Annotated in this window: 14 protein-coding genes; 6 read left to right on the forward strand and 8 right to left on the reverse strand. The window is 66.1% G+C overall.

The features are described 5' to 3' along the window. Positions 1–42 precede the first annotated feature (42 nt). The 3 genes from ACZ47F_RS07465 (at position 43) to ACZ47F_RS07475 (ending at position 2150) form a co-directional block, all read left to right on the forward strand. Positions 43–741 (forward strand): Bax inhibitor-1/YccA family protein, encoded by a 699-nt coding sequence (locus ACZ47F_RS07465; protein ID WP_464924121.1) that lies wholly within the window; start codon positions 43–45, stop codon positions 739–741. Positions 742–751: 10 nt separating this feature from the next. Further along, entirely contained in the window at positions 752–1087 is a 336-nt protein-coding gene (locus tag ACZ47F_RS07470; RefSeq protein ID WP_464924122.1) for a TFIIB-type zinc ribbon-containing protein, read from the forward strand. A gap of 82 nt (positions 1088–1169) precedes the next feature. Next, positions 1170–2150: a TerC family protein gene (locus ACZ47F_RS07475; protein ID WP_464924123.1), complete on the forward strand. Its 981-nt coding sequence runs from the start codon at positions 1170–1172 to the stop codon at positions 2148–2150. Here the strand turns inward: ACZ47F_RS07475 and recQ are convergent. From recQ to ACZ47F_RS07490, 3 genes are read right to left on the reverse strand one after another with little or no spacing between them, the layout of a single operon-like run. Continuing rightward, a complete protein-coding gene (gene recQ, locus ACZ47F_RS07480) occupies positions 2131–3963 on the reverse strand; it encodes a DNA helicase RecQ (protein ID WP_464924124.1) in 1833 nt (610 codons plus the stop codon). The two genes, ACZ47F_RS07475 and recQ, sit on opposite strands and share 20 nt — an antisense overlap. 30 nt (positions 3964–3993) lie before the next feature. Next, positions 3994–4914 (reverse strand): arginase, encoded by a 921-nt coding sequence (gene rocF / locus ACZ47F_RS07485; RefSeq protein WP_464924125.1) that lies wholly within the window; start codon positions 4912–4914, stop codon positions 3994–3996. Beyond that, on the reverse strand, positions 4914–5834 hold the full coding sequence (locus ACZ47F_RS07490) for an LOG family protein (RefSeq protein ID WP_464924126.1): 921 nt from the start codon (positions 5832–5834) through the stop codon (positions 4914–4916). The genes rocF and ACZ47F_RS07490 overlap by 1 nt, the downstream gene beginning before the upstream one ends. A 160-nt stretch (positions 5835–5994) precedes the next feature. Between ACZ47F_RS07490 and ACZ47F_RS07495 the strand changes: the two genes are divergently transcribed. The 3 genes from ACZ47F_RS07495 to ACZ47F_RS07505 all read left to right on the forward strand — a co-directional run bounded on the left by ACZ47F_RS07495 (position 5995) and on the right by ACZ47F_RS07505 (position 10759). Next, positions 5995–7635 (forward strand): APC family permease, encoded by a 1641-nt coding sequence (locus ACZ47F_RS07495; RefSeq protein ID WP_464924127.1) that lies wholly within the window; start codon positions 5995–5997, stop codon positions 7633–7635. 158 nt (positions 7636–7793) lie between these two features. Beyond that, the gene (locus ACZ47F_RS07500) at positions 7794–8780 is read left to right on the forward strand and encodes an aldo/keto reductase (protein ID WP_464924128.1); all 987 of its coding nucleotides are present in this window, start codon (positions 7794–7796) and stop codon (positions 8778–8780) included. A gap of 95 nt (positions 8781–8875) precedes the next feature. Continuing rightward, on the forward strand, positions 8876–10759 hold the full coding sequence (locus tag ACZ47F_RS07505) for a sensor domain-containing diguanylate cyclase (RefSeq protein ID WP_464924129.1): 1884 nt from the start codon (positions 8876–8878) through the stop codon (positions 10757–10759). Positions 10760–10768: 9 nt separating this feature from the next. Here the strand turns inward: ACZ47F_RS07505 and ACZ47F_RS07510 are convergent, their stop codons facing one another. The 5 genes from ACZ47F_RS07510 to yjgA form a co-directional block, all read right to left on the reverse strand. After that, positions 10769–11926, reverse strand: coding sequence for an ABC transporter ATP-binding protein (locus ACZ47F_RS07510; RefSeq protein ID WP_464924130.1), 1158 nt, complete (start codon positions 11924–11926; stop codon positions 10769–10771). Further along, positions 11914–12738 carry an ABC transporter permease gene (locus ACZ47F_RS07515; protein ID WP_464924131.1) on the reverse strand — a complete coding sequence of 275 codons (825 nt, stop codon included), beginning with the start codon at positions 12736–12738 and terminating at the stop codon, positions 11914–11916. The genes ACZ47F_RS07510 and ACZ47F_RS07515 overlap by 13 nt, the downstream gene beginning before the upstream one ends. 36 nt (positions 12739–12774) lie before the next feature. Then, positions 12775–13740 (reverse strand): extracellular solute-binding protein, encoded by a 966-nt coding sequence (locus ACZ47F_RS07520; protein WP_464924132.1) that lies wholly within the window; start codon positions 13738–13740, stop codon positions 12775–12777. A gap of 79 nt (positions 13741–13819) precedes the next feature. Next, entirely contained in the window at positions 13820–14446 is a 627-nt protein-coding gene (gene mog, locus ACZ47F_RS07525; RefSeq protein ID WP_464924133.1) for a molybdopterin adenylyltransferase, read from the reverse strand. Continuing rightward, positions 14424–14996 (reverse strand): ribosome biogenesis factor YjgA, encoded by a 573-nt coding sequence (gene yjgA, locus ACZ47F_RS07530; protein WP_464924134.1) that lies wholly within the window; start codon positions 14994–14996, stop codon positions 14424–14426. Before yjgA ends, mog begins: the two co-directional genes overlap by 23 nt. Positions 14997–15015: the final 19 nt, after the last annotated feature.

The raw sequence follows: 15015 nt of genomic DNA on the forward strand, positions 1-15015 counted from the left end.
GGTGCGTAAAGTGACGCTATCGACTTCTCACAGGAGCTTGACATGAACGACAGCAATGCTTGGAGCAAGAGCGCCACGGTCGCCACGGCCTATTCATCCGGCGCCGTCATCGCCTCTGCGCCCGCCCATCGTGTGTTGCGCAACACATATGCGCTGCTGGCGCTGACGCTTGCGTTCAGCGCTGCGGTGGCGGCAGTGAGCGCGGCGTTCAAGCTGCCGCACCCCGGCATCATCATCACCCTTGTGGGCTATTTCGGCCTGCTGTTTGCCACCTACAAGCTGAGCCACAGTGCGTGGGGGCTGGGCGCGGTGTTTGCGCTCACCGGTTTCATGGGCTACACCCTTGGGCCGATCGTCAACCACTACCTGGCGATGCAGGGTGGCGGCGAGATCGTGGCCATGGCCTTCGGCGGTACGGCGCTGATTTTTTTCGGCCTGTCGGCTTGGGTACTCGCCAGCAAGCGGGACTTCAGCTTCATGGGCGGCTTCCTGTTTGCCGGCATGATCGTGGCGCTGCTGGCAGGGCTGGCGGCCGTGTTCTTCCAGATCCCGGCCCTTTCGCTCACGGTGTCGGCCGCGGTGGTGCTGCTGATGTCGGGCATGATTCTGTTCGAGACCAGCCGCATCGTCCACGGTGGCGAGACCAACTACATCCTTGCAACCGTGAGCCTGTTCGTCAGCATCTTCAACCTGTTCACCAGCCTGCTCCAACTGCTCGGCTTCATGAATAGCAACGACTAAAGGGCACATCATGAAATGCCCGCATTGTGTCGAAACCACGCTGGTGATGGCGGAGCGTCACGGCATCGAGATCGATTACTGCCCCGCCTGCCGCGGCGTGTGGCTCGACCGCGGCGAACTTGACAAGATCATCGAGCGTGCGGCCGCCATCGAGCAAGCGGCTGGGCAACGGGGGCTAGTGATGCCGCCGCCCGCTCAGCCTGCCCAGGCTTCCGGCTGGCAGCCGCATCGACAGCCGGACTTCGAGGACAGCGATTTCCGCAAGGGGCCGTCCGACCCGCGCCAAGGGCAGCAGCCGTACAGAAAACGCAAGTCCCTGCTTTCCGATCTGTTCGATTTTGATTGACATCATGACACACTGTGGCGCTCCAGCCGTGTCATTCCTTGGGGGCTGAGGCCCCCTTTTTTTATTGCACTCCTGAACCCTCATGGACATGCTCAATACCCTGTTTCTCGGTCATGCAGTCTGGCTCTGGCTCGTGTTTGGCGTTGTGGTCGCGACCTTGCTGGCACTCGACCTCGGTGTGCTGCACCGCGATGGGGGCGAGATTGGCGTGACCGAGAGTCTGTGGCTGTCAGCAGGCTACATTGCCGTGGCGCTGGTGTTCGGCGGCTGGCTGTGGTGGCAGGTGGACGCGCAGGCGGGGATGGATTACTTCACTGCTTACGCTGTGGAAAAGAGCCTGTCGCTCGACAATGTGTTTGTCATTTCGTTGGTGTTCACCGCCTTCGCCGTGCCGCGCGCACTGCAGCACCGCGTGCTGTTTTGGGGCATCTTGGGGGTGATCGTGCTGCGCGCGATCCTCATCGGGGCGGGTGCCACGCTGGTGCAGCAATTCCACTGGATTCTGTATATCTTTGCCACCTTCTTGATCTACACCGGCTTGCGCATGCTGTGGGTTGCCGATCACACGCCCGACCCGATGCGCAACCCCTTGCTGCGGTTGATCCGCCGCATCGTTCCGGTGACCGAGCAACTGCATGGTGCGGCGTTCTGGGTGAAACAACCCGATGCCAGCGGCCGCATGCGCCGCACGGCCACGCCCCTGTTCATGGCACTGGTCACGGTGGAACTGGCCGATCTGGTGTTCGCGGTGGACAGTGTGCCGGCGGTGTTTGCCGTGACCACCGATCCTTTCGTGGTGTACACGAGCAATATCTTTGCCATCCTTGGCCTGCGGGCGCTGTACTTCGCGCTGGCGGCCATCCTGCACCGCTTTACGTATCTGAAATATGCGCTGGCACTAGTCCTGGTGTTCATCGGCGGCAAGATTTTCGCGGCCGAACTGATCGGCAAGATTCCTTCCGCGATCAGTCTGGCCGTGACCTTTGGATTGCTCGCTGCCGGGGTGCTGTTCTCGCTTTGGAAAACGCGGCAGGGCGGGGCGCTCAACCCCCCTGCGCGATGATCGCGAGCAGCTCCGCGCCGTAGCTGTCGCGCTTTTTGTCTCCGACGCCAGAGATGCCGTGCAGCGCGTCGAGGCTGTCTGGCCGGGCCTGCGCGATCGCCAGCAGCGTGGCGTCGGAGAACACCACATACGGCGGCACGCCGTGCGCGCGGGCAGTAGCGGCGCGCCAGGCGCGCAGGCGTTCGAACAGGGCGCTGTCGGCGGCCGATAGCGCCTGGAGCCGCGCGCGGGTCGATCCCTCGCCGCCGGCGCGCTCGCGTCGCGGGCTGGCGGCCGCGCGCTGTTTGAGTAGGATGCGCCGCTCGCCGCGCAGCACGGCGCGGCTGGCTGCGGTGAGGTGCAGCACGTTGTAATGGCTGCTGTCGACCTCGACCAGATGCTGCGCGACTAGCTGGCGCAATAGCAACCGCCAGTCGGCCTCGCTCAGATCGACGCCGATGCCGAAAGTGGACAGGGCATGATGGCCGTGACGTTCGATTTTTTCCGTGCGCCTGCCACGCAGCACGTCGATCACATGGCTTGCGGCGAAGCTCGCGCCGCTCGCCTGCCGGCAGCGGTAGATGGTGGAGAGCAGCTTTTGCGCGGCCTCGGTGGCATCGACCAGCTGCGGCGGGTGCAAGCAGTTGTCGCAGTTGCCGCAAGGGGTGCTCGCCTCGCCGAAATAGGCGAGCAGCCGCACGCGGCGGCAGTCGGCGGCCTCGGCGTAGGCCAGCATGGCATCGAGCTTGGCGGTGGATCGACGCTTGTAGGCGTCGTCGGCGTCGGACAGGTCGATCAGGCGGCGCTGCTGCACCACGTCTTGCAGGCCGTATGCCATCCACGCAGTCGCCGGCAGGCCGTCGCGCCCGGCGCGGCCGGTTTCCTGGAAATAGCCCTCGATCGATTTAGGCATGTCCAGATGCGCGACGAAGCGCACATCCGGCTTGTCGATGCCCATGCCGAAGGCGATGGTGGCGACCATGACCACGCTGTCCTCGTCGAGGAAGCGCCGCAGATGCGCGGCGCGCGTCGTTGCGGGCAGGCCTGCGTGGTAGGGCAGGGCGGCGATGTCGTGCGCAGCGAGCCACTGCGCCACCTCCTCGACCGTGCTGCGCGCCAGGCAATACACCACGCCGCAGTCGCGCGCGTGTTCGCCACGGATGAACTGCAAGAGCTGCGCGCGGCCGTCGCGCTTTTCGACCACGCGGTAGCGGATGTTCGGCCGGTCGAAGCTGGAGACGAACTCGGCGCCGCCTTGCAGCAGGCGTTCGCGGATCTCGGCGCGTGTCGGCGGGTCGGCGGTTGCGGTCAGCGCCACGCGCGGCACCGTAGGCCAACGCTCGCGCAGCACCGATAGCTGGCCATACTCGGGGCGGAAATCATGTCCCCATTGCGAGACGCAGTGCGCCTCGTCGATGGCAAACAGCGCGATGTGCAGTTCGTCCAGCAGGGCCATGCCAGATGCGCTCAGCAAGCGTTCGGGCGCCATGTAGAGCAGGTCGAGCTCGCCCGCGCGGGCAGCGCGTTGCACGGCGCGCGCTTCGACCGCGTCGAGCGTGGAGTTGAGAAACGCCGCACGAAGGCCCAGTTCGCGCAGTGCGGCGACCTGATCCTGCATCAGCGCGATCAGCGGCGAGACGACGATACCGACGCCATCGCGTAGCAGTGCGGGGATCTGAAAGCACAGCGACTTGCCACCGCCGGTGGGCATGAGCACCAGCGCGTCGCCGCCGCGGGCGATGTGGTCGATCGCTTGCGCCTGTAGACCGCGGAAGGCGGAATAGCCCCAGACATGTTGCAGCGCGTCCAGGGCGGAGGGGAACTTCGTCGGCATCACGCCATTGTCGCAGCCGCGGCTGCGGCCTCAGGCGCGCATCAGCGTGGACTTGCCGAACAGGCTCTCGATCAGATCGACCGCCACCCGCGCGGTGCGGTTGCGTTCATCGAACGCGGGGTTGAGCTCGGCCAGGTCGAGCGAAGCCAGCAGCCCGGTGTCGGCGATCATTTCCATGCACAGCTGCGCCTCGCGGTAGGTCGGCCCGCCGGGCACGGTGGTGCCCACGCCGGGGGCGATGTCCGGGTCGAGGAAATCGACATCGAAGCTGACATGCAGATGGGTGTCGGCACTCAGGCCGGCCAGTGCCTGGTTCATGGTTGCCCGCATCCCATGCTCGTCGATGTAGCGCATGTCGAACACGTCCAGCCCAGCGGCGTGCACCAGGCGCTTTTCCTCGGGGTCCACGCTGCGGATGCCGATCTGGCGGATGCACGACGGCTGCAACTGCGGCGCTGCGCCGCCCAGGGTGGTAAGTGCCTGTGGGCCGTTGCCGCACAGGCAGGCCATCGGCATGCCGTGGAGATTGCCCGTGGGGGTGACGGTATGGGTGTTGAAGTCGGCATGCGCGTCGAGCCACAGCACGCGCAGCTTGCGCCCCCGCGCGCGGCAATGCTGCGCCACCGCGCTGATCGAGCCGATGGCCAGACTGTGATCGCCGCCGAGCAGGATGGGCAGCACACCCTCGCGCAGCGCCTCGCCCACGGCCTGGTGCACCGCAGTGTTCCAGGCAATGACCTCGGGCAGGTGGCGATAGCCGTCCACTGGCGGCTGCCAGGGGTTGTGCGGGCCAGTGAGGTTGCCGCTGTCGTGCACGTCCAGGCCCAGTGCGCGCAGCGCCAGGTCGATGCCGGCCACCCGCAGCGCTTCGGGGCCCATCGAGGCCCCACGGTCGCCCGCGCCGATGTCTGTGGGCGCGCCGATCAGGCGCACGCGCGCTGGGGCCTTCATCACGCTGCCTCCTCGGCGGCTTCGATCTGGGCGTTTTCCAAGCTGAAGGCCTGCTCGAGCACCTCCCAAGCCTGTTCGGCGGTTTCGACGAAGTGGAACAGGTGCACGTCTTCCGGCGAGATCATGCCGGTTTCCACCAGATAGTCGAAGTTGATCAGCTTGCGCCAGAAACTCTCGCCGAACAGCACGATAGGGCGGCGGCGTACCTTGCGTGCCTGCGTCAGGGTGAGCACCTCGAACAGCTCGTCCAGGGTGCCGAAGCCACCTGGAAAGCACACCAGGGCGACCGAACGCATCAGGAAATGCATCTTGCGCAGCGCAAAGTAATGGAACTGAAAGCACAGCTCCGGCGTGATGTACGGGTTGGGACGCTGCTCGTGCTGCAGCACGATGTTCAGGCCGATGCTCTTGCCCTGTGCCTCGAACGCGCCACGGTTGCCAGCTTCCATGATGCCGGGGCCGCCGCCGGTGCAGATCACCAGGGGTGCATCGGCATCGCAGCTGGCGCGGGTGACGATCTGGGCCAGGCGCCGCGCCTCCTCGTAGTAGTGCGACATCTGCACCTGCATGCGCGCGCGGGCGATCGCCTCGGAGTCACCGCCGGCGAGGGCCTCGGCCAGACGCTGCTGGGCCACGTCCTGCGGCAGGATGCGGGCGCTACCGAAGATCACGATGGTCGATTCGATGCCCTGTTCGGTCTGGATGATCTCCGGCTTGAGCAGTTCGAGCTGCATGCGCACTGCGCGCATCTCGTCACGCAGGATGAACTCGGAGTCCATGAACGCCAGCTTGTAGCTGCTGCCCGGCTGGTCGTATGGAGACGGCTCGACCGCGACGATGGCGGCATCTTCGCCGGCGCTGGGGAAGTTGCGGTCGATCAGATGGTTGCGCCTGTGGCGCAGAAGACGTTGCTTGTTCATGCGAAAAGCATAGCGAATCGATTTGACCGCGAATTTCGTCGGGTGAGTGATCGGCAAAAAGATGTTTCGCAGCGCCGCGGCCGTTACGTTTTCAAACGGCAACCCACGACAAACCGGCCTAAAACCGGGAATACCGCCCAACCAATGAGAGGAGCACGATATGGCAAGCGTTCACATCGACGCCCGCACGGCGGCTCAAACACCGGCGCGCAAGATCCGCAAGGCCGCGGGCATCTGGAGCCTGCTGTTTGCCAGCCTGACCGCGATCATCGGCTCGGGCTGGTTGTTTGCACCGCTGACTGCGGCGACCCAGGCCGGGCCGGCGAGCATTCTGTCCTGGGCCATCGGCGGTGCGGCCATTCTGGTGCTGGCCTTTGTCAATGCAGAACTCACCAGTACGTTTCCGGGCATGGGCGCTGTCATCACCTTTCCCAAGCTCAGCCACGGTCATCTGGCCGCAGCAGTGGTGAGTTGGGTGGTGTTTCTCGGCTATGTCACCGTCGCGCCAGCCGAGGTGCTGGCCGTGGTGACCTATGCCAACAACTACCTGCCTGGCATGGTCGATGCCAAGACCTCGCTGCTGACCGCCGCTGGCATGGCAGTGAGCATTGCGCTGCTGGGCGCGTTCATCCTGATCAACGCCTGGGGCGTGCGCGCGCTGCTGCGGTTGGGCAACACCCTAATGATCTGGAAGCTCATCATCCCGGTGCTGACCATCGTGGCGCTGATGCTGGCGTCGTTCCATGCGGGCAACTTCACCGCACAGGGCTTTGCACCGTTCGGCATCAAGGGCACGATTGCGGCGATCGCCACCTCGGGCATCGTGTTCAGCTATCTGGGCTTTCGCCAGGCGATCGAACTGTCGGGTGAGGCGAAAAACCCGCCGCGCGACGTGCCGATCGCGATCATCGGCTCGGTACTGATTGCCGCTGCGATTTTCATCGGACTGGAGGTCGCGCTGATCGGCGCGGTCAGCCCAGCCGACATCGCCCAGGGCTGGGACAAGTTGCATTTCACCGGCGCCTCCGGTCCGTTTGCCGGGCTGGCGGTGACCCTGGGCATGAGCTGGCTGGCGGTGCTGCTGTACATCGATGCCGTGGTGTCGCCTGCGGGCACCGGCCTGGTCTACGGCGGCACCACCGCACGGGTGATCTACGCCACCGGGCGCGACGGGCTGTCGTCCCTGTGGTTCGCGCGACTGAACAAAAACGGCGTGCCGTCCACCGGGCTGTGGATCACCTGGATCATCGGCATTCTGTTTTTCCTGCCATTTCCGTCGTGGCAGAAGATCGTCACCTTCATTTCGTCGGCAACCGTGCTCGGCTATGGCATCGGCCCGGTGGCGTTGATGACCCTGCGGCGCAGCCTGCCGCTGGGCAGCTATCCACGGCCCTACACCCTGCGGGGTGCGAACTTCTGGGCGCCACTGGCGTTCATCGTCTCCAACTTCATCATCTACTGGTCGGGGGCCAAGACCGATGACTTCCTGTTCGGCGGGCTGGCGTTGATCTTCGTGCTGTTCGTCATCGGGCAGGCGATCACCCACGGCGGCAAGCTCGATCACCTGCACTGGAAGGGCGCGTGGTGGCTGGCACCGTATTTCTTCGCCATGTGGCTGGTCACCTATCTGGGGCCGAAGGACCTGATTGGCGGCACCGGCATGCTGACCTTCTATCAGGGCATGGTGGTCGTGATCATCATCAGCATCGGCATCTTGGCGCTGGCCGTGGCCTGCGGCCTGCCCGAGCCCGAGGAAGCCCGGGAGATGATCGCGCTGACCGGCAAGACGCGCGACGATTGACGGGGCCCGCAGGATGCGGTGCGGCGCGCGCCGCCAGCGTGGCGCGGCAGCCTTCGTGTAAAACGATTTACGCCCGGTAACAGCACCCGCCGCACCGAGTCGATAGGCTTGTGTCGGCGGAGGAATCCTCTTTCGTGCAGTCATCGGGGGACGCTGTGATGCAGTACCGACAATTGGGAGCCGGCGGGCCGGCAGTCTCGGCGTTGGGCCTGGGGTGCATGGGCATGTCCGAGTTCTATGGGCAGGCCGACGATGCCGAGTCCATTGCCACCATCCACCGTGCCCTCGATCTCGGGGTGAATTTTCTCGACACTGCCGACATGTACGGCGTCGGCCATAACGAGGAACTGGTCGGCAAAGCCATCGCTGGGCGGCGCAGCGAGGTGTTCCTGGCGACCAAGTTCGGCAATATGCGCGGCCCGAACGGCGAATTTCTCGGCATCAACGGTCACCCGGACTATGTGCGCCGCAGCTGCGAGGCCAGCCTCAAGCGCCTGGGGGTGGAGGTCATCGACCTGTACTACCAGCACCGCGTCGACCCCAACGTGCCGATCGAGGACACCGTGGGCGCAATGGCCGATCTGGTGCGTGCCGGCAAGGTGCGCTATCTGGGACTGTCGGAGGCGGCCCCGAACACCATCCGCCGTGCGCATGCGGTGCATCCGATCGCCGCGCTGCAGTCGGAGTATTCGCTGTGGTCGCGCGACCCGGAAGGCGAGCTGCTCGACACCGTGCGCGAGCTGGGCATCGCCTTCGTCGCCTACAGCCCGCTGGGGCGCGGCTTTCTGACTGCGCAGATCAAGTCGCTCGACGATCTGCCGCCGGACGACTGGCGGAGGCGTTCGCCGCGCTTTCAGCCCGAGACCTTTTCGCGCAATCTGCGGCTGGCCGAGACCGTACGGCAGATGGCCGAGGCGAAGAACTGCACCCCGGCGCAGTTCGCGCTGGCCTGGCTGCTGGCGCAGGGCGACGACGTGATCGCCATTCCCGGCACCAAGCGCCGCCGCTATCTGGAAGAAAACGTCGGCGCGCTGCGGGTGCGACTGACCACGGCCGACCTGATCCGCATCCATCAGGCCGTGCCGCCGGGAGCCGCCAGCGGCGCGCGTTATCCTGAAGCCGGCATGCAGGCGGTCAACCGCTGACCCGTGCGCGCAACAGCGGGGGGCGCAAATCAGTCAGGCGACGAAACGCGATCAAGTCTGTAACATAACTTGACCGCGCACTCCGAAACGTCCAGATGCCCGCCGCCCTTCCCGATGCTTCGATTCTGCACATCCTGACTTCGGCGCAGCGGCCGCTGCCGTCGCCCAGCGCCGTGGCGCTGGAGCTCATGCGCGCGCTCGACCGGCGGGATCTGGGCATGCGCGACATTGCCAACATCGCGCGCAAGGACCCGGCGCTGGTGGCGCGCATGATCCAGCTCGCCAACTCGGCCATCTTTGCCGGCATGCGCCCGGCGGTAGCCATCGAAGAGGCGGTGCTGCGCATCGGCACCGCCGCGCTGGCGCGGCTGGCCATCGCCATGTCGCTGATGCAGGCGAGCAAGTCCGCCACGGTAGAGGGCTTCGACTTGCGTCGGTATTGGATGACGTCGATCCAGCGCGGGCTGGTATTGCAGCACCTGTCGCAGCGCGTGGGCGAGATGCCCGGTGCTGAAGCCTTCAGCCTGGGGCTGCTGGCCGATGTGGGGCTGTTGGCCATGGTGGTGAGCCTGGGCGTGGAGGCGGTGCAGTTCGACACCGCAGCGCCTGTGCAGGAGGTGTCTGAGATACAACGGGCGCGCCACGGCTTCGACCAGGGCGACGCCAGCGCCGTGCTGCTTGCGCACTGGGGCTTTCCCGGGGCGCTGGTTCAGGCGGTGCGGCTCGTGCCCACGTCTGCGCAGGCGACGTACAGCCGCGAGGAACAGCTCGCGACCTGCGTGGCGCTGAGCCGCTGCCTGCAGCTGCACCTGGACGGCTCCTTGCCCGACGCGGCGCTGATGCGCCGCCTGGCCGACCATCTTCGCCTGACCGAGGCCGATCTGCAGGGCGTGCTCGCCAGCGCCGCGCAGGACATGGCCAGCATCGCCTCGGTGTTCGAGATGAAGCTGGAGCATAAGGAGATCGATGCCGAGTTCGACCGTCTGCGCCGCGCGCTGGCTGCGCCGCCGCAGTTGCTCGATCCTGTGGCCGAGCAGGTCCTGGTGGTGTCACCCGACGATGGGCTGCGTGCGGGCCTGCGGCAGGTGCTGCAGGCCGCCGGTCACGCGGTGGTGGACGTGGCAACCTCGGCTGCTGCCACCGACATCCTGCAGGTGCAAGGGCTGCGTGTGGTCGTGTTCGACTGGGCTGATGGCCGCGAGATGGCCGGGCTTTGCCGCAGCCTGCGCCAGCAGTACGGGCCGCGCATTTACCTGCTTGCGCTGTCGTCGGACATGGATCAGTACAGCGTGCTCGAGGCTCTGGATGCCGGAGCCAATGACGTGCTGTCGGCGCCCGTGCTGCCGCAAATGTTGATCGCCAAGGTACAAACTGGCGCGCGTGCCACACAGGTGCTCGCGGCGGCCGAGGTCGAGCGTAGCCACAGCCTGCGCGCCCAGCGCAGTTTGGAGCAGCGCAATGCCGAGCTGACGCAGGCCGCAGGCACGGATGAACTGACCGGGCTGGGTAACCGCCGTGCGCTCGATGACTACCTGCCCACCACTTTTGCGCAGGCGCTGCGCGACGGCCAGCCACTTGCCTGCCTGATGTTCGATCTGGACGAGTTCAAGATCATCAACGACCGGCTCGGTCACGACATCGGCGACCAGGCGCTGCGCGCCGTCGGGCAGGTGCTGCGCCAACAGTCGCGCGGCATGGATTTTGTTGCCCGTGTCGGCGGCGAGGAATTCATAATGCTGTGCCCGCAGACCGGCGAAGACCAGGCGCTGCGGATTGCCGAGCGCATTCGCCAGGCCATTGCCGCGCCGCGACTCGATTTGCCGCCGCTGTCGGTCAGCGTGGGCGTGGCTGTTGGCGCGGCTGGATTTGCAGACGCCGCCAGCCTGATCCGCGCCGCCGATCAGGCCCTGCTGCAGGCCAAGCGGCTGGGCCGCAATCGGGTGTGTCTGGCGCCGACATCATCCGCTGCCGCGGGATAGTGCGCGCGCTCAGGTCAGCAGCTGCATGTCCTGCTGACGGATCCGCAGCGCCAGGGCATCGCCCGTGTGCAAGGCCAGTTCTCGCCATAGCGCGGGCAGTGCGAACGCCTCGGCCGTCAGCCCACAGTCCAGCGCGCAGCGCAACCGCCACAGCGGGCCTTCGCAGCAGGCGTCGATGAAGCGGGCATTCAGGGTGATGTCGCCAGGTGTGGCGTGCGTCCGACCTGCGTCTGAAGCCGGGCAGGGGTGCACGGCTTCGGCCCGCACGGCCAGGGTGAGGTGGCCCCCGGGCTGCGCTGCGGTGGCCGCGGGCAGGGTGCCAACCCAGTCGAGCACCGTGCGTCCGTCGAGGCAGAGACTGAGCACTGTCTGCTCAGTGTTGCTGCGGGTTGAGAGAACCTGCAAGTCCCACAGATTTTCCACACCCACCAGGCGAGCGGTGCGCAGGTCGGCCGGTCGATCGAACACTTGCTGCGGCGTGCCCAGCTGCAGCAATTTGCCGTGGTCCATCACGCCGACCAGATCGCCCAGCAGCCGTGCGTCGCCCGGATCGTGGGTCACCAGCACAGTGGTGAAGGCATCCCGCCGCAGCAGCGCAGCCAGGGTACGGCGCAGCGCCGGGCGGGCTTCGGGGTCGATCGCGGACAGCGGTTCGTCGAGCAGCAGCAGCTCGGGCGCACCGACCAGCGCCCGCGCCAGCGCCACCCGCTGCCGCTGCCCGCCACTGAGCTGGTGCGGAAAGTGGCGCAGCCAGGCGCGCAGTTCCAGCGCATCGAGCAGATGATCGAGGTCGGCTCGTGCGCCGCGGCCAAAGCGCAGATTGCGCTCGATAGTCCAGTGCGGAAACAGCGCATCGCGCTGGAACATATAGCCGATGCGCCGCGTCTGCGGCGGCAGGAAGGTGAGATCGCGATCCCCCAGCTGCACGCGGCCTGCCCGCGCCGGCAGGAACCCGGCGAGGGTGTCGAGCAGAGCGCTCTTGCCCGCTCCGTTGTGGCCCAGCACCACCAGGGTCTGACCCGCAGGCAGTTGCAGATCGACCTGCGCCGATTGCCACGCGCCGATGCCCCACTGCAGCCCGTCCAGACGCAGGCTGCTGCCTGCGCGCCCGTGCTGCGCGCCAGCAGTGGGTGTGGCACAGACCGTTGCCGGGTTCAACGCGGCCATGCGTTCGCACCATCGCCGCCAAGCCGTGGCGCGCGCATCGATGCCAGCAGCCGCAATCCCCAGAACAGCGCCAGCACCACCAGCAGGAACAGCACCGAGGCGGCGACCGACTGCCGCAACCCAGATTGCAGAAACAGGTCGTAGATGCGGACCGGCGCGGTCATCGGGTAGTAGGCCAGCAGCACCACCGCGGCGAATTCGCCGATGGCGCGGGCGAAGCACAGCGTCAGCCCGGTGCCGATGCCCCGGCGCGCCAGCGGCAGGGTCACGCGCCGGAACACCTCCCAAGGCCCTGCGCCCTGGATGCGCGCAGCGCGCTCGATCTGCGGATCGATCGCCTCGAAGCCGCCGCGCGCCGCGTTCACCGCGTAGGGCAGGCCCACATAGCTCATCGCCAGCACGATGCCGGCAAACGTACCCCAGAACTCCAGGCCGATCTGCGCCAGCGGCGCGCCCAGCCAGCCATTGCGGCTGAATACCAGCAGCAGCGCGATGCCGGCGATGGTATGTGGAATGGTCAGCGGCAGGTCGACCAGCGCCTCCACCGCACTCTTGCCGACAAAGCGCTGCCGCGCCAACACATATCCCAGCGGCACGGCGAACACCGCAGCCAGCGCCGTGCTGGCGAGCGCCGCCGCGAGGCTCAGGTCGATGGCGTGGCGTACTTCGGTCATCCCGGCTACCTGCCGCAGATCGCCTAGTGTGGGGTGCAGCAGTAGCGCCAGCAGCGGCAGGGTGATGAACGCCAGCAGCGTGGCGCCGATCAGCCAGAACGCCCAGAACATCGGGCTGCGGGCAGTGTGATGCGGCACGGTGCCCTCAGATCTTTGCTCTTGTCCACGAGGGGCTTACTGCGGCCAGGCCACGGTGAGCCCGCGCAGCGATGCGGGCACCTTATCGCGGTGCATGGCGTATGGCTGCTTGAGCGGAATGAAGCCATTGGCCGCAATCACCTTCTGTCCTTCGGGCCCGAGCAGGTAGGCAATGAATTCCTGCGCCAGCTTGGGGTGCGGCGCAGTGTTCGGGATGGTCACGGCGTAGATGATCGGACGACCGCTGAGCACACCGTTCTTGGTCTGAACCTGCGCCTTGGCGTATTCGGCTGCGTACTTCGGGTCACTGAGATTGAGTTGCGGAGGCAGGTCGAGCGCCTCCATGTGGTGCTGCACCGCATCGGAGCGGTAGATCGCCAGATAGTCGATCTGTCCGAGCTGCAGCGCAGCGATCAGATCGGTCTCGGTGTCGCGCAGATTGCTCTCGGGCGAATTGGCCAGCACCTTCTGCGCCAGATTGGGTTGTTTGTAATAGCGGCTGGCCAAGTCGAGCATCTGCAGGGTCTGGTAGCCCGAAGGGTCAGTATTGGGATTGGACCGCCCGATCTGCACCCCGGGCTGCGACAGCACCTTCCACCAGTTGTCAGCATTGATCTCCTTCGCTCCCTTGCTCTTGGGGGTGTAGATGAAGGTGATCGCATTGCCCAGAAAACCGATGGACCAGTTCGCGGTGGGCTTGCCGCCTTCCTGCCCGGTGAACATGTACTTGGGAATGACCGAATAGTCGGCCACCGCGACCACGTCGGCTGGCTGGTGCAGCACGGTGACCTGCTTGACCATTTTCACGCTGCCACCGAACTGCGGCTGCACCGTGACGCCGGGATGCAGCTTCTCGAAACCGTGCGCCAGTGCAGTGAAGGTCTTGCCCAGCGTGCCGGCGGCAAAGATGGTGAGCGTCTCTGCCTGTACCGGGGTGACGGCCATGGCCGCAGCCACGGCGAAGGCGCCGAGCGAGACGACGGTTGTTTTCAGGGTGCGCATGGGGAGTCTCCTTTCGTTGTACATTTTCAGCATAACGTAAAGACAACCCACATGCAGGCTGCCATGTGGTCGCGGGTGATCAGCCCGCCATGCGCGGCGGGCGATGCGCGGATTTGGGGCGGAAGGCCACGCACACCGCGGGGTCGGTCTCCAGATACGGCCCGCCGATCAGGTCGATGCAATACGGTACCGCGGCGAACAGCCCCGGCACCACGTTGGCTCCGGAGGCGTCGCGCACGCCCTCGAGGGTTTCGGCAATCGACTTGGGTTGCCCTGGCAGATTGATGATCAGGGTCTTGGCACGGATGACTGCGGTCTGCCGCGACAGGATGGCTGTCGGCACGAAATGCAGGCTGATGCGCCGCATCTGCTCGCCAAAGCCGGGCATTTCTTTGTCGGCCACATCCAGCGTGGCATCGGGTGTGACGTCGCGCGGCGCCGGTCCGGTGCCGCCGGTGGTCAGCACCAGATGGCAATGCTGCGCATCAACCAGATCGACTAGGGTGGAGGCGATCTGCAGGCGGTCGTCCGGAATCAGCCGCTCGACGAAGGTCAGCGGGTTGCGCAGCGCACGGCCCAGCCAGTCGCGCAGTGCGGGCAGGCCCTTGTCTTCGTAGAGGCCGCTGCTGGCGCGGTCGCTGATCGAGACGATGCCGATGCGCACCGCATCGAGCAGGGAGGATTCAGAAGCTGGGGAGGGGCTCATGGTCTGCGGGGTGGCTGAGAGTGTCGTGCGCGGCAATGGCAGCCTTGATGAACTGGAAAAGCTGGCGGGTCAGCCTGGGAGGTTTGCCGGCACCAACCTCGGCGCGCGCGCCGCGCACCAGCTGGCGCAACTGCTGCGCATCGGTTCCGGGATACTTGTCGAGAAATTCGGTCTGCGCCGCATCGTAGGCGAGCAGGACGTCGCGCCAGCGCTCCAGCGCGTGCATGCGAGCGATGCTGGCACGGTCGTCCTGCGTGGCCGTGGCAACGAGCCTGCGCACCGCATCGACATCGACCGAGCGCAAGAGCTTGCCGACATACAGCGTTTGCCGCCGCCGTCCACCGTGCGCGGTGATGCGCTGGGCTTCGAGCACGGCGTCGCGCAGCGCCTCGGGCAGGTCGGACTGGCGGATGGTATGCGCGGGCAAGGCGATGAGCTGCTCGCCCAGTGCCTGCAGTGCCAGCATGTCGCGCTTGACCTGACTTTTGCTCGGCGGGCGATCGTCCGACCGGCTTTGGGCGGTGTCGGTGGAGCGATGCGGGAATTTCATGCCTTTTATTATCCAACGA

It is taken from the genome of Thiomonas islandica (assembly GCF_055383445.1).

Bases quoted from the DNA above. Each gene is read 5' to 3' on its own strand.
- ACZ47F_RS07490 (WP_464924126.1), bottom strand. From the start codon at position 5,834: ATGAACAAGCAACGTCTTCTGCGCCACAGGCGCAACCATCTGATCGAC.
- ACZ47F_RS07520 (WP_464924132.1), bottom strand. From the start codon at position 13,740: ATGCGCACCCTGAAAACAACCGTCGTCTCGCTCGGCGCCTTCGCCGTG.
- yjgA (WP_464924134.1), bottom strand. From the start codon at position 14,996: ATGAAATTCCCGCATCGCTCCACCGACACCGCCCAAAGCCGGTCGGAC.
- recQ (WP_464924124.1), bottom strand. From the start codon at position 3,963: ATGCCGACGAAGTTCCCCTCCGCCCTGGACGCGCTGCAACATGTCTGG.
- ACZ47F_RS07510 (WP_464924130.1), bottom strand. From the start codon at position 11,926: ATGGCCGCGTTGAACCCGGCAACGGTCTGTGCCACACCCACTGCTGGC.
- mog (WP_464924133.1), bottom strand. From the start codon at position 14,446: ATGAGCCCCTCCCCAGCTTCTGAATCCTCCCTGCTCGATGCGGTGCGC.
- ACZ47F_RS07465 (WP_464924121.1), top strand. From the start codon at position 43: ATGAACGACAGCAATGCTTGGAGCAAGAGCGCCACGGTCGCCACGGCC.
- ACZ47F_RS07505 (WP_464924129.1), top strand. From the start codon at position 8,876: ATGCCCGCCGCCCTTCCCGATGCTTCGATTCTGCACATCCTGACTTCG.
- ACZ47F_RS07495 (WP_464924127.1), top strand. From the start codon at position 5,995: ATGGCAAGCGTTCACATCGACGCCCGCACGGCGGCTCAAACACCGGCG.
- rocF (WP_464924125.1), bottom strand. From the start codon at position 4,914: ATGAAGGCCCCAGCGCGCGTGCGCCTGATCGGCGCGCCCACAGACATC.
- ACZ47F_RS07500 (WP_464924128.1), top strand. From the start codon at position 7,794: ATGCAGTACCGACAATTGGGAGCCGGCGGGCCGGCAGTCTCGGCGTTG.
- ACZ47F_RS07470 (WP_464924122.1), top strand. From the start codon at position 752: ATGAAATGCCCGCATTGTGTCGAAACCACGCTGGTGATGGCGGAGCGT.
- ACZ47F_RS07475 (WP_464924123.1), top strand. From the start codon at position 1,170: ATGGACATGCTCAATACCCTGTTTCTCGGTCATGCAGTCTGGCTCTGG.